10 protein-coding genes are annotated in these 13,477 nt (G+C 66.6%); 7 read left to right on the top strand and 3 right to left on the bottom strand.

Annotated elements, in window-relative coordinates:
- Positions 1-51: 51 nt before the first annotated feature.
- Positions 52-627, top strand: a complete 576-nt coding sequence (locus HNP55_RS10565) for a response regulator (protein WP_409993735.1) — start codon at positions 52-54, stop codon at positions 625-627.
- Here HNP55_RS10565 and HNP55_RS10560 read toward each other — a convergent pair.
- Positions 606-2,357 carry a sensor histidine kinase gene (locus tag HNP55_RS10560; protein ID WP_184299023.1) on the bottom strand — a complete coding sequence of 584 codons (1,752 nt, stop codon included), beginning with the start codon at positions 2,355-2,357 and terminating at the stop codon, positions 606-608. The genes HNP55_RS10565 and HNP55_RS10560 overlap by 22 nt on opposite strands.
- Positions 2,358-2,917: 560 nt before the next feature.
- Between HNP55_RS10560 and HNP55_RS10555 the strand changes: the two genes are divergently transcribed.
- From HNP55_RS10555 to HNP55_RS10530, 6 genes are all read left to right on the top strand, one after another.
- On the top strand, positions 2,918-3,325 hold the full coding sequence (locus HNP55_RS10555) for an Hpt domain-containing protein (RefSeq protein ID WP_184299021.1): 408 nt from the start codon (positions 2,918-2,920) through the stop codon (positions 3,323-3,325).
- Entirely contained in the window at positions 3,322-5,592 is a 2,271-nt protein-coding gene (locus HNP55_RS10550) for a putative bifunctional diguanylate cyclase/phosphodiesterase (protein WP_281385248.1), read from the top strand. Before HNP55_RS10555 ends, HNP55_RS10550 begins: the two co-directional genes overlap by 4 nt.
- Before the next feature lie 27 nt (positions 5,593-5,619).
- On the top strand, positions 5,620-7,503 hold the full coding sequence (locus HNP55_RS10545; RefSeq protein WP_184299019.1) for a sensor domain-containing diguanylate cyclase: 1,884 nt from the start codon (positions 5,620-5,622) through the stop codon (positions 7,501-7,503).
- A gap of 165 nt (positions 7,504-7,668) precedes the next feature.
- The gene (locus tag HNP55_RS10540) at positions 7,669-8,187 is read left to right on the top strand and encodes a sigma-70 family RNA polymerase sigma factor (protein ID WP_184299017.1); all 519 of its coding nucleotides are present in this window, start codon (positions 7,669-7,671) and stop codon (positions 8,185-8,187) included.
- On the top strand, positions 8,184-9,203 hold the full coding sequence (locus tag HNP55_RS10535) for a FecR family protein (protein WP_184299015.1): 1,020 nt from the start codon (positions 8,184-8,186) through the stop codon (positions 9,201-9,203). The genes HNP55_RS10540 and HNP55_RS10535 overlap by 4 nt, the downstream gene beginning before the upstream one ends.
- Before the next feature lie 178 nt (positions 9,204-9,381).
- On the top strand, positions 9,382-11,832 hold the full coding sequence (locus HNP55_RS10530) for a TonB-dependent siderophore receptor (protein ID WP_184299013.1): 2,451 nt from the start codon (positions 9,382-9,384) through the stop codon (positions 11,830-11,832).
- Between the two features lie 58 nt (positions 11,833-11,890).
- On the opposite strand, the gene HNP55_RS10525 is transcribed toward HNP55_RS10530, so the two are convergent.
- Positions 11,891-12,604: an RNA polymerase sigma factor FliA gene (locus HNP55_RS10525; RefSeq protein WP_184299010.1), complete on the bottom strand. Its 714-nt coding sequence runs from the start codon at positions 12,602-12,604 to the stop codon at positions 11,891-11,893.
- 19 nt (positions 12,605-12,623) lie between these two features.
- Positions 12,624-13,457 carry a MinD/ParA family protein gene (locus HNP55_RS10520; protein WP_184299008.1) on the bottom strand — a complete coding sequence of 278 codons (834 nt, stop codon included), beginning with the start codon at positions 13,455-13,457 and terminating at the stop codon, positions 12,624-12,626.
- Positions 13,458-13,477 lie beyond the last annotated feature (20 nt).

Raw genomic sequence — 13,477 nt, 5'->3', positions numbered from 1 at the left:
GCTACAGTGAGCAGCAAGGGCAAGATTCTGGTTGTTGATGATGACCGACTGGTGTTGGCAACGCTGACCTATGGCCTGGCGCAGGCCGGCTTCGAGGTCCTTGATGCCGACAACGGCGATGACGCCATCCTGCTGGCCCGCGAGCACCGGCCCGAACTGGCCTTGCTGGACATCCGCATGGAGGGCATGAGCGGCTTCGACGTCGCCGCCTATCTGCGCGAGTCCCTGCAGATCCCCTTCATGTTCCTGTCCGCCTTCGCCGACGAAGAAACCGTGACCAAGGTCAAGGAGCTGGGCGCCGTGGCCTACCTGGTCAAGCCCCTGGACATCCACCAGATCGTGCCCGCCGTCGAGGCCGCTTTTGCCCACCGCAGCCTGCCGGCTGCCGCTGCGGCCAGGCCGGCCGCCTCGGCCGCAGCCACCCGGCCGGCCGTGCTGGACCAGCCCGCGGCCCTGGCCGTAGGCATTCTGATGCACCGTTATTCGCTCTCACGCCAGGAAGCGCTGGAGCGCCTGCTGGCCCTGTGCCAGGCCGATGGCCGGGATTTGCAGGAACAGGCCCTGCGCCTGGTGGAGGCGGTGGAGCTGCTGGCCCTGCCCGCCAATCAAGCGGCCAGGGTGAAGTAAAAGCGCGCCCCGGCGCCCACCTCGGCCTCGGCCCAGATATCGCCGCCATGGCGGCGCACGATGCGCCGCACCGAGGCCAGGCCGACGCCCGTGCCCTGGAAATCGCTGGCGCTGTGCAGGCGCTGGAAGACGCCGAACAGGCGGTCGGCAAAACGCATATCGAAGCCGGCCCCGTTGTCGCTGATGCAGAACACCGGCTGCGCGCCGCCGGCCTTGTCTGGCTGCAGCTCGAAGCGGATCTCCGCCTGCGCGCATTTACCGCTGTACTTCCAGGCATTGCCCAGCAGATTCTCCAGCACCATGCGCAACAGGGTCGGGTCGCCCTGCACCACCATCTGCGGCTGCACAAACACCGCGACCCGGCGCTCGGGCGCCGCCCGGCCCAGCTCCTCGATCACGAACTCGGCCATCTGCGAGAGATTGACCGGCTGGCGCGCCAGCGGCTGGGAGGAAAGCTGGGTCAGCGAGAGCAGCGAGTCGATCATGCTGTTCATGCGCGAAGCCGCGCCCATCACCCGGTCCAGATGGTCGTTGCCGATGCGGTCCAGCAGGCGGCCGTAGTCTTCTTTCAGAATGCGGGCAAAGCCCTCCACCACCCGCAGCGGCGCGCGCAAATCATGCGAGACGGTGTAGCTGAAGGAGGCTTGTTCATGCGCCTCATTGGCCTGCAGCTCCATCTGCGCCTTCAGCTGGGCCGCCATCAAGGCCTGGGCCGCGGCCTGCTCGGTGGCCAGGCCCACCACCTGGGCCGTCGCGGCCATGGAGCTTTGCAGGGCGCGGGCCTCCAGGCGCGCATTGGGCGAGAGGCTGACCAGAGCCAGCCGGCGCGCCCCGTCCTCGAAATGCTGCGGCGGCTGTTCCGCCAGGGCCTGGTGCAGGGCGCTGGGCATGACGGTGGCCAACTGGTTCAGGCATTGTGACCAGGGCGTGCCCAGCAAGGTGCCGGCCTCGCACAGCTCGGCCGCCTTGCGGTTGAGCGCCAGCAGGGGCGACTGGGCCTGCGCATCGAGCAGCCAGGCCGGGCCGGGCAAGGCCTCCAGCCAGGCCGGCGCCGCCGGCTCGACCGGCCGCTGCACAGGCTCCAGGGGCCGCGCCAGGCCCTGATAGCCCTGGAAGCGCCCCTGCCCGTCCAGGCAGGCCAGGCCTTGCAACAGCCATCGCTGCTCCGGCGCCTCATGCGGGCAGACCTGACATGCCAGCTCCGGCAATTGCTGCTGCAAGAGTTGCTGCAGATCCAGCCGGGCCGCCGCGCCAGCACCGTCACCACCCTGGGGCTCGGCCAGTTTGAAGCGTTCCCACAGGCTGGCGCCGGCCGCTGCCGGGCCGATGGTCAGGTGTGCTGGGGTATGTGTCGAGGCTTGCGCCGGGCCGCGCCACTGCAGCAGGCGATGCTGGGCATTGCTGCGCCATTGCCAGTCGGGCTGCAGTTCCAGCAGGTGCTGGACTCTTTGATTCTGCTGCTGCAGGTTTTGCAGCGACTCTCCGAAGCGCTGTCGCGTTAGGCCTTGGCCCAATCGCCAACCCAGGCCCCCCACCACGCCCAGCAGCAGCAGCACCGACCACAGGCCCAGCAGCAGCGCGGCCAAGCCGCTACTGCCGTCTTTCAGCAGCAGTAGCAGCAGGCCGGAGAGTCCCGGCAGCAACAGCAGCAGCGCCAGCCAGAAAACGGGGCCAGCAAGCCTCCTACTCTTGGGGTGTAGCGTGTTGCGGGCATCACTGACACTGTTCATGGCTGGCATTGTAAAGACGCTCCCGGCACTGGCGCAGGGCTGTATTTTGCGCACCGGCAGCCAGCGAGGGCGCCGGATTCTGCCCAAGCCTGCGCGCCCTGCATTTGCTTTGTCGCAATAACAGGCTTGTTTCTGCCCCCTTGACCAGGCATTGAGCCCTTCTCGATCGGGCTACATTCCAGCGTGAGCTTGCCGTCTGGAAATTTTCATCCCGAGTCTCAAAACGCCACAATGCCCTGCCCATCGCCTGGTCGGCCCCACCTTCTGCCTTCGCCATCGCCATCGCCTTTTGCACCGCTCATCGCACAGGCCGCGATATGGCTTCTGGCTGGGCGCTCTGCGCATGGCAGTATGCCGCTCGGATTGGCACTTGCCGGCGCGCTGCACGCGAAGTGCGGCGGCCTGCTCCGACACTGCAGGCAAAGCCCCAATAATTTAACGCTCACCCCCTTGTTTACATCATGCTGTCGCGCCCCATGCAAGACACTCCATCGCTTGACAGTCCAAACGATGCGAACCGCTTCAGCCTTTCCCCGCGCACATCGCTTGATGGAGGCGTCATGACCAATCAGAACCGAGCAGTGCCCCCCGTTTCCGAAACCGCCTTGCCCGCCTGCCTGGACCCCCAGTCGCTGGCGCGCCTGCACGAGCTCGACCCGGACGGCCATAACAAGCTGGTGGAGCGCGTCATCGACGCCTATCTGAAGTCCCTGGACAAGCTGGTGCCCGAGCTGCAGAAAGCCCGTCAGACTCCGCCTGATTTCAACGTCATGCGGCATGTTTGCCACACGCTCAAATCCTCCTCGGCCGCGCTCGGTGCCCTGCAGCTATCGGAACGTTGCGCGGAAGTCGAGCAGATGGTGAGGAATGGTCAAACTGGCGGCATCGAGACCCGTTTAGACCTTATGCTTGAAGGACTTGCTGAGGTGCAGCAAGCCTTGACGACGCTTTTGAAGAGTCAGCAATGAATCCAGCCGGCCCCCCGCTCGATCTCGATCTGCCTATGCAGCCCAAGGTGCTGCTGGTCGACGACGACGAGGTCAATCTGCTGCTGACCGCCAGCGCCTTGCGGCAGCGCAATTTCGAGGTCACCGTGGCCCATAGCGGCAGCGCCGCCCTGGGCATGCTGGCGGCCGATGCGCCCGACATCATCGTGCTCGACGCCCTGATGCCCGAACTGGACGGCTTCGAAACCTGCAAACGCCTGCGCGATATGCCGGGCTTCGAGTCCACTCCGGTGCTGATGCTGACCGGCCTGGACGACGAGGCCTCCATCAACCATGCCTACCAAGTCGGCGCCACCGACTTCTTCGTCAAAACCCCGCAGTGGAGCTTGCTGGCGGGGCGGCTGCGCTATCTGCTGCGCAGCTCGCGCACCCGCATCGAGCTGGAGCGCAGCAAGGCCAAACTGGCACGCGCCCAGGACCTGGCCCGCATGGGCAGCTTCGAGTGGCAGGCACAGCGCGGCTTCCAGCTGGCGGCCGAGGCCTTGCGCGTGTTCGGCCGCGGCCCGCAGGAGCGCCTGGACTTCATCGGCGTGATGCGCATGGTGCCGCACGAAGAGCGGGTTATCTTCCTGCGCCTGCTGCGCGATGTGATCGCGCACAACTCGGTGCTGGTGACCGATCTGTCGGTGACCCTGGTGGACGGGCGGCACCGCGTCGTCCACATCGAGGCCGAGCCCGAATTCAACGAACACGGCAATGCCAACGGCTATACCGGCGTGCTGCAGGACGTGACCGACCGCCGCCAGGCCGAGGACCGCATCCGCCAGCTGGCCCATTTCGACGCCCTCACCGGCCTGCCCAACCGCCGCCAGCTGATCTGGCGGGTGGAGCGCGCCATCGAGCAGGCCCGCCGCGGCAACCACGAGGTCGGCCTGCTGCTGATCGACCTGGACCGCTTCAAGATCATCAACGACACCCTGGGCCACACGGCCGGCGACGAATTGCTGATCGAGGTGGGCCGGCGCCTGCGCAGCTGCGTGCGCCATTCCGACCAGGTGATGGAGGGCATGCTGGAAACGATTGGCGGCCACTCGCACCGCAGCCTGGAGGCCGTGGGGCGCCTGGGCGGCGACGAGTTCGTCGCCCTGCTGCCCGAGATCGCCGACGAGCGCGATGCCGAGCGCGTGGCCGACCGGGTGCTGGAGGCCTTGCGCGAGCCCATCTTCATCTCCGGCCAGGAGTGTTTCGTCACCGCCAGCGTGGGCATTGCCATCTACCCGCGCGACGGCCTGACCATGGCCGATCTGCTGCGCAACTCCGACGTCGCCATGTATGCGGTGAAGTCGCAAGGCCGCAATGCCGCCGCCCTCTACACCCCCATGCTGGCCGGCCAGGGCCGCGAGAAGCTGGAGCTGGAAAGCGCCCTGCACAAGGCCCTGGAGCGCGGCGAGATCGTGCTGCACTACCAGCCCAAGATCGATGTGCGCGCCGCCCGCATGGTGGGCGCCGAGGCCTTGATGCGCTGGAAGCGCGGCGGCAAGCTGGTGCCGCCGGGCGACTTCATCCCGCTGGCCGAGGAAACCGGCCTGATCGTGCCCCTGTCCGAATGGGCGCTGAAGGAGGCGGCCCGCCAGGCCAAGCTCTGGCAGCTGAATTTCGGCTTCGCCGACTCCATCGCCGTCAACCTGCCCAGCCGCATGTTCGAGCGCTCGGACCTGGTCGAGCACATCCATCAATGCGTCAGCGCCTACGGCGTGCCGCACCGGGCGATCCAGCTGGAGATCACCGAGAACAATCTGATGAAGGACTTGCAGAACGTCATCCCGGCCCTGCACCGCCTCAACGAGGTCGGGGTGGAGATCTCCATCGACGACTTCGGCACCGGCTATTCCTCGCTGGCCTATCTGACCACCCTGCCCATCTCCGAGGTCAAGATCGACCGCACCTTTGTGCGCGATCTGGGCATCACGCCGCAGAGCTCGGCCGTCGTCACCGCCATCATCGCCCTGGCCCGGGCCATGGGCTTGCGCGTCATCGCCGAGGGCGTCGAGACCCTGCGCCAGATGGATGTGCTGCACCGCCTGGGCTGCAGCCAGATGCAGGGCTTTTTGTTCAGCAAGCCGCTGCCGCCCGAGGAGGTGGAGCTGTGGCTGGCCCAGACCGTGCTGCCCCGCAAGGCCCCCTGGATCGCCCGTGCCGATGCCGAGACCGCAATCGACCTCCCCGGCGGCCTCGTGCTCGACGATTTGTCCAAGGGCTCGCCCCGGCCGCTTGGCAGCCTGCGTTGAATCACCCGAACCCAGAAAGCTGTACGCATGGATGAGCGCCGCTCCCCCAGCAGCCGCGTGTCCCCCGGGGCCACGGCCGCGCAGATTGCCAAGGCCGCCTTCCTCCGCCTGGCCCAGGCGCAGCTGGAGCCCACCCCCGAAAACTATGCCCGCGCCTACGCGGTGGAGTCCGGCACCGAGGCCGCGCCCGCGGCCCTGCCCGAGCGCGCCCAGACCCTGCTGACCAAGCTGCTGGCCCTGGGCGTGCCCGGCAGCCAGGCGCGGCTGGACCTGCAGGTCTGCGTGCGCGAATCGCGCTGGGATGAGGCCCTGCGCCAGGTCGAGCGCCTGCAGCAGACCACCAGCCCCGGCGCCCAGGCCGAGGCCCTGGCCCAGGTGATGGAGCGCCTGGTACGCGGCCTGGAACGCGGCGGCCGGCAATGGACGGTGGCGCGCAAGAAAGACGGCCTGCAGCGCGTGCTGGAAAGCAATCGCACGGACAGCCAACGCCTGGTCAAACGCCTGCAGCAACTGGTCGCCAGCTGGGACTCCGATGTGGCCGACGCCAGCATCGCCACCCAGGACAACGGCGAAGAAGCCGGCGGCACGCCCAGCCAATTCTTCATCGACGAGGACGCGGGCGCGGCCAGCAATTTCGCCGCGCTGGATGAGCTGAGCTTCAACGCCGCCGACCCGGCACCGGCGCCCACGGCCCATCTCTGGCCCGGCATCGAGACCAGCTTGCACGACACCGTGCAACACGCCCTGCAAAGCCCCGAGCGCTATGCCGACGAGCTGATGGCCGAGCTGCTGATGGCGCAGAACCAGCTGCTGATCCAGGGCCCCAGCCCCGAACGCGCCGCGCAGATGGATGAGCTCTGCCAGCGCGCCCGCCATCTGCTGGACCACCGCCAACACCTGTTTGGCGAGCTGGGCCAGCTCTGCCGCGAACTCAGCGCCAGCCTGGTCGATCTGGCCGAGGACGATTCCTGGGCACGCGGCCAATGCGAGGCCATGAACAACACGCTGGAGCTGGGCCTCAGCGGCCGCGGCGTGCGCTCGGTCACCGAGATGCTCAGCGGCACCCGCGAGCGCCAGCGCACCCTGCGCGAAGAGCGCCGGCATGCGCGCGACTCCCTCAAATCCCTGATCCACCAGATGCTGGCCGAGCTGGGCGAACTGGGCCAGCACACCGACCGCTTCCAGAACAGCGTAGTCCGCTACGCCGACGTGATCGAAAAGGCCGACAGCCTGGAAAGCCTGGCCGGCGTGGTGCGCGAGATGGTGGAAGAAAGCCGCAGCGTCCACACCCTGGTGCAGCAGACCCAGGCCAGGCTCAGCCACGAGCACGACAAGGCCAGCCAGCTGAGCAGCCGCGTCGAAGAACTCGAGGGCGAGTTGCTGCGCCTGTCCAGCGAGGTGCAGACCGACCAGCTGACCCAGATCGCCAACCGCCGCGGCCTGCTGGCCGCCTTCGCCACCGAACAGGCCAAGCTGGAGCGCGACAGCGCCGCCAGCGCTAACGCCCAGGCCCCGCGCATCGCGCTGGCCCTGCTGGACATCGACAACTTCAAGAAACTCAACGACACCCTCGGCCATGGCGCCGGCGATGTCGCGCTGAAGTCCCTGGCCGAGCGGGTGCAGGCCGGCCTGCGGCCGGGCGATCTGGTGGCCCGCTACGGCGGCGAGGAATTCGTGCTGATGCTGCCCGCCACCCCCATCGACGAAGCCCAGGCCGTGCTGGCCCGGCTGCAGCGCTCGCTCTCGGCCAGCCTGTTCATGCACGAAGGCCAGGACGTATTCGTCACCTTCTCGGCCGGCGTCACCCTCTACCGCGCCGGCGAAACCCTGGAGACCGCGCTGGACCGGGCCGATGTGGCGCTCTACGAAGCCAAGCACACGGGCAAGAACAGGGCTTGCGTGGCGCCCTGAGGCGAGCCGGCCTTGGCAATATTGATGCCGCTCATATAAATGCCTAGTTAGCCGCACTTGAAGCGCCGACGCCAGCGATCGGCGCGACCGCTGCATGGATAATCACGATTCCGGGCCAGCCAGTACTTTCTCCCCCTCGCCACGCCCCCGTCTGCCGGATTCCCCGTGGTCGAGCGCTATTACCTAGAACTACTGAACTTCCTGTCCCGCCAAACCCGTGATCGCGACAGCGCGGCCGACCTGGTGCAAGAAACCTACGCGCGAGCGGCGGCCGTACAGCGCAGCGGAGATCCAATCGTCGAGCCGCGCGCCTTCCTCTATCGCACGGCGCGCAACCTGCTCGTGGACCGGTACCGGCGCCACGCGAGCCGCGGCAACAGCCACACCGACGACGCGGAGCCGCTGGCGCCCGTCGAGGCAATGGCAGCCCCCGCGGCCTTCGAGCCCGACCATGCGCTGGCGGCAAGCCGGAACGCCGAGGCGATGCTGGGCACCATCGAGGCCCTGCCCTTGCGCTGCAAACAAGCCTTCATCCTGCACAAATTCGATGGGATGTCCCAGGCCGAGGTGGCCGTGCACATGGACATCTCGATCAAGATGGTTGAACGCCATATCAAACTCGCGCTCAAGGCCTGCCAGAACTGCCGCCAGCGCTGCGAGGGCGACGCGAGGAGCAAGCCATGAAACCGTCAGCCGCCCTTGCCGACTTTGACGACCTGGACGACCAGGCATTGCACTGGTTTGTGCGCCAGCTTGCGGGTTTGAACCCCGCCGAGGCCGCGCAGCTGCAGGCCTGGCTGGCCGCCGCGCCGGCCCACGGCGAGTCACTGAACCGATGGACGCAGCAATGGAACGAGCTGGATGCCTTGCCCGCAGCCGGCGTCCACCGGCTGCGCCGCCAGTTGAAGGCCGAGCTGGCTCAGGTGAGGCCATCGAGGCCCTGGAACAGGAACTGGCGCTTAGGCATGGCCTGCCTCGTCGCCCTGCTGCTGGGGATGGGCGGCATCATGGACAGCAGCTGGGACGATCAGCAGCAAGCCCTGCACAGCCAGAGCTTCGCCACGGCGCGGGGTCAGCAACTGAGCCTGACCCTGCCGGACGGAAGCCGCCTGCTGCTGGACAGCGCCACGCGAGGCGAGGCCATTCTTTATCGCAAGCGCCGGGAGGTGCACCTGCCCGAAGGGCAAGCCATGTTCGAGGTGCAGAAAGATCCCGAGCGCCCCTTCGATGTCATGGCAGGCCCGCTGCGCGTCACCGTCCTCGGTACGCGTTTTGCGGTGCGCTACACGCCGGCCTCATTGCAGGACGGACGGGTGCATATCGCCGTCGAGGAGGGCCGTGTCCGCGTCGCGGACGCCAAGCATGCAGAGACGGCCGTCGAGCTCCTTGCCGGGCAACAGGTGGACAGCGATCGGCAGGGTCGGCTGGGGGCGGTGAGCGCCATCCCGCCTGCTGGGGTGGCCAGTTGGCGCGAGGGACGAGTCAGCTTCGAAGACGCAACGCTGGCCCAGGTGCTGGCTGAGTTCGAACGCTATGGCGAGACCGGACTGGTTTTGAACGACGGCCGGATCGCCGCTTTGCGGCTGACCGGCACCTTCGACCCGCGCCGTCTGGAGAACTTCAGGCGCGTGCTCCCCCAGATATTGCCGGTGCGGCTCCAGGCACGCGGCGAGCGGACCGAGATCCTGGCCGCGCCCTGACTCGCCGTGGGCGGGACTCGCTAGAACTGCGGACCGCCCGCCGCCGCCGGCCGGAAATGCCGGCTGCAAGTTTTTTGCATTTTTTGTCTTCAGGAGGTTGGGTTAGGGACAATTCACACGTCTACATGAGAAGTATTCGTATTTACATACTTACTCTCAGGTCAGAAAGCCCCTATCCATGTCCCCTCTTCCTCCGCTTGCCCTCGTCTCGTCCAAACGGCTGCTGACGCTTGCCATCGTCTGCGCATTTGCCCAAGCCGGCACCGCGGTGGCGCAGAGCCCCTCGGTGCAAACCATCAACTTGCCGGCCCAGCCGCTGGCGCAATCGCTCAACGCCTTGGCGCGCCTGAGCCATCTGGAGCTGGCGGCGCCCCAGTCTCTTGCTGCCGGCAAGACGGCCCCCGCCATCTCCGGCCAGCTCAGCGTCGAACAGGCTTTGAAGCACTTGCTCGCCGGCAGCGACCTGGTCGCACGGGTGGACGGTTCGCTGATCATTGTGCAGCGCGCGGCGCCGCCACCGAGCGCCACGCCTGCTGTGCACGAGGCCCGGGGCGCTACGGCGCCCGTGAACGCCTTGCCCGCCGTTCTGGTGACCGGCAGCAAGGTCCGCAGGCTTGAGGCCTCGCCCAGCAAGTTCGACCAGTCGCTGCGTGAAATGCCGCAGTCGGTCAGCATCATTTCGCAGGAGCGCATTGAACAGCAGGCCCTGAAGACGCTGGACGATCTGATGCTGCAGGCCACCGGCATCACCCGCGAGCAACTCTGGCTGAACAACAACTACTACTCGCGCGGGCTGCAGGTCAAAGACATCCGCTACGACGACGGCGCCACCTCGGTGATCAGCGACCGCGACAACAACGCGGACGCAGCGCAGTTCGAGCAAGTGTCGATTCTGCGCGGCGCGGACGGTCTGTTCGGCGCGGGCGACGCCGGCGGTGTGATCAATCTGCGCTCCAAGCGCCCCCAGGACAAGCTCGACATCAAGGCCACACTCAGCCTGGCCAGTTGGAACAACTACCGCACGGAACTCGATGTGACGGGGCCACTCAACGACGACCGCCGACTGAAGGGCCGCGCGGTCGCCGTATTGCAGGACCAGGATCACTTCTTCAAACCGAGCCACAGCCGTCGCACCATGCTCTACGGCGCGCTGCAGCTTGATCCCTCGCCGGACACCTCGGTGGTGCTGGGCAGCAGTCTCCAGCGAGACCGCCAAACGGCCTTCAACGCCAGCCTGATGCGTTATGTAGACGGAGCCGATGCGCAATTCCCCCGCAGCACGACGATGGGCGCCCCCTGGGGCTGGCTGGAGCGGCAGAACATCACGGTCTACGCCAGCCTGGTCCAGCAACTAGCCCCGGGCTGGAAGCTCAACGCCAATGCCCGCCATATGAGCGGCGACGACAAGATCAATGGCGCCGAAATGGAGGGCTCAATCAACTACACCACCCGACAGTCCGAATGGTGGCGCTATGCGGACAAGACCGAGGGCAGCACGACCCTGCTCGACGTCAATGTGCAGGGCAGCTTTGATGCTTTGGGGCAAAGCCATGACCTGATCGTGGGCCTGGACCGCAACAGCACCATCAAGCACTACAAGCGGAACTGGGTGGTCTACGGTTCGGGCAATGCTTTTGATCGCACACCCCCGCCGGCCTGGGACTACCCACCCAAGGGCTGGGACAGCTCGACCCGCAATGCCGGCACGGCCAGCGCCGTGTACGGCTCGCTGCGGCTGCGCCCGGTCGAACGCCTGGCCCTCACGCTAGGCGGCCGCAAGGTGTTCGACGAGTCGCAAAGCATTCTGAACCAGCTGAACAACAGCCGCAACGACTTCAGCCAGAAGAACAACTTCGTGCCCTATGTGGGCGCGGTCTATGAGCTGAGCAGCGAATGGTCGGCCTATATGAGCCGCAGCGAGATTTATCAATCGCAGCTGAACTACTTCGCCTCGGTCAACGGCCCTTCGCTGGAGCCGGCGACCGGCAAGAACACCGAGATCGGCATCAAGGGCGAGCTGCTCAAGGGGCGGCTGAACGCCAGCCTGGCCTTCTTCGACATCGAGAAGGAGAAGGAAGCCGTCTACCAGAGCTGGAACCCCACCGGCAACAACGCCTGGTGCTGCTACGTTGCCACGGGCAGCAAACAAAGCCGCGGGGTGGACCTGGAGCTCAATGGCCGGCTAGGGCCGAGCTGGGATCTGTCCCTGGGCTACACCTTCAACAACAACAAGAACCGCCGCGCCGACGATGGCCGTTTCAACACGCTCACACCCAAGCACCTGCTGAAGGTTTGGTCCAACCACGAGCTGTCCGAATGGTGGCGAGGCTTCAGCCTGGGATGGGGCCTCACGGCGCAAAGCAAGAGCTATCAGGCCGGTTCAGTGCAGGCCTACAACCCCGCCACTGGCGAGTTCGATGGCGCCTGGCAGAACTTCGCCTTCACCCAGAAAGCCTATGCCATCTGGTCCCTGCGCGCCGCCTATGAGCTGAGCCAGCAATGGAAGCTCGCGCTGAACATGAACAATGTTCTCGACCATAGCTACTACAGCACCATCGGCAGCAGTGCTTACGGGAACTTCTACGGCGAGCCCCGCAGTCTCATGCTGACCCTGCGCGGCCACTTCTAGCCGCCCGCAGCCTTCGAGCTGGTCAAGCCTCGGGCAGGAGCCGCCGATGCGCGGCTCCTCACCAATCCCGCAACTTGACCCGCAGCCGCGCAATCGCCTGGCTGTGCAGCTGGCAGACCCGCGATTCGGTGACCTTGAGCACGACCGCGATCTCTTTCAGATTCATATCGTGCTCGTAATACATGCTCATCATGAACTGCTCGCGCTCGGGCAGGTTCTTGATGGCGGCCACCAAGGCCTCGCGCATGCGATGGTCCTGCAGCTTGAGCATGGGGTTATTGCTGTGATCGGCCACATGGCGATCCAGATAGTCCTCATCGCCCTCGTCGCCCGACATATCTTCCAGATACACCAGCTGGGTGCCCCGCACCTTGCCCAGCAAGTCCTGGTACTCGGCCAGGGCGATGCCCATCTCGGCGGCGATCTCGCTTTCCTGCGGCGCACGGCCCAGCTTTTGCTCCAGCTTGCGCACGGCGCTTTCGATATCGCGCTGCTGGCGGCGGGTGCCGCGGCTCATCCAGTCGCCGCCGCGCAGCTCGTCCAACATGGCGCCGCGGATGCGCTGGGTGGCAAAGGTTTCAAACTGCACGCCCTGCCCCACGTCGAAGCGCGAGAGCGCATCGGTGAGGCCGATCAGGCCGACCTGGATCAGGTCGTCGATCTCGATATTGGCGGGCAGCTTGGCGATCATCTGATGCGCCAAGCGGCGCACCAGGGGGCTGTATTGCTTGATCAGCGAGGAGTTATCGAGGCGGCCTTTGGCGGTATACATCATCAGCTCCTGCGGCTTTTCAAAGAGTGGCGGCGAGGGAGGCACGGGCAGCGGCCAGGCGCGTGTTTTCGGTCCGCACAGGCGGACGCAGCGGGCTGGCATTGACCGAGGCTTCCAGCGCCGCTCCGGGGGGCGCGGCCATCAGCAACTCGCGCGCCAGATGGCGGATTTCGGCGGACACCGGCGCGGTGGGCGGGGTCTTGGGGTCCAGGCAGGCCCAGTCGCGCAGCACGGCGCCCAAAAAACCATCGGCGCAGTTGCTCATCTGTTCGGCAATGCGGTCCGACAGGCGCAGCTGCGGCGAGCAGGCCATCAGCAAGCTGTAGACCATCAGGCCGGCGCGGTTGGCCAGCCACTTCATGCCGGCATAGGCGTGGGTGACGCTCTGCGAATCGGTGTCGGCCAGCAGCACGGGGCGCACCTCGCGCAAGGCCACGACCCGGGCCAGCTCGGCGGCGCTGGCATGCAGCAGCACCACATCGGCTTGCGGGGCGGCATCGCTCACCACCTCCAGGAATTGGGCGGCCGAGCCATTGGCATTGATATAGCGCATGGGCAGGCCGCGGGCGGCCAGATAGGAGACGTCCTTGGACAGGCGCTCGATGCAGGAGCCCAGGTCGACCGAGGCCAGCTCGGAGGGCTGGGGCGCCGTTTCGCCGGCGTCCACCACCAGGGTGTGCAGGCCCAGCTCGGCAAAGGCCGCGCACAGGCCTTCCAGCAGCACGCCACCGCCCAGCACATGGGGGTTGCTGACCACGGGGATGAAGCGCACCCGCGAACTGGCGAAGAGCCGGCGCAGCCCATGGGCCTGGTCTTGCGGTGCGAGGGTGTGGGGAGTGACGTCGCGCATCATGATGGGGTCCGTGTCGGTTT

The sequence above is a fragment of the Roseateles oligotrophus genome, from assembly GCF_014204525.1.
Lineage (GTDB): Bacteria > Pseudomonadota > Gammaproteobacteria > Burkholderiales > Burkholderiaceae_C > Paucibacter_A > Paucibacter_A oligotrophus_A.
The sequence above is the reverse complement of the archived record's forward strand: the minus strand, read 5'-3'. Positions and strand labels throughout refer to the sequence as shown.

What these genes read in the sequence shown, in the direction of transcription:
- HNP55_RS10560 (WP_184299023.1), bottom strand. Translation starts at nt 2,357, where the DNA reads ATGAACAGTGTCAGTGATGCCCGCAACACGCTACACCCCAAGAGTAGG.
- HNP55_RS10555 (WP_184299021.1), top strand. Translation starts at nt 2,918, where the DNA reads ATGACCAATCAGAACCGAGCAGTGCCCCCCGTTTCCGAAACCGCCTTG.
- HNP55_RS10550 (WP_281385248.1), top strand. Translation starts at nt 3,322, where the DNA reads ATGAATCCAGCCGGCCCCCCGCTCGATCTCGATCTGCCTATGCAGCCC.
- HNP55_RS10545 (WP_184299019.1), top strand. Translation starts at nt 5,620, where the DNA reads ATGGATGAGCGCCGCTCCCCCAGCAGCCGCGTGTCCCCCGGGGCCACG.
- HNP55_RS10535 (WP_184299015.1), top strand. Translation starts at nt 8,184, where the DNA reads ATGAAACCGTCAGCCGCCCTTGCCGACTTTGACGACCTGGACGACCAG.
- HNP55_RS10530 (WP_184299013.1), top strand. Translation starts at nt 9,382, where the DNA reads ATGTCCCCTCTTCCTCCGCTTGCCCTCGTCTCGTCCAAACGGCTGCTG.
- HNP55_RS10525 (WP_184299010.1), bottom strand. Translation starts at nt 12,604, where the DNA reads ATGTATACCGCCAAAGGCCGCCTCGATAACTCCTCGCTGATCAAGCAA.
- HNP55_RS10520 (WP_184299008.1), bottom strand. Translation starts at nt 13,457, where the DNA reads ATGATGCGCGACGTCACTCCCCACACCCTCGCACCGCAAGACCAGGCC.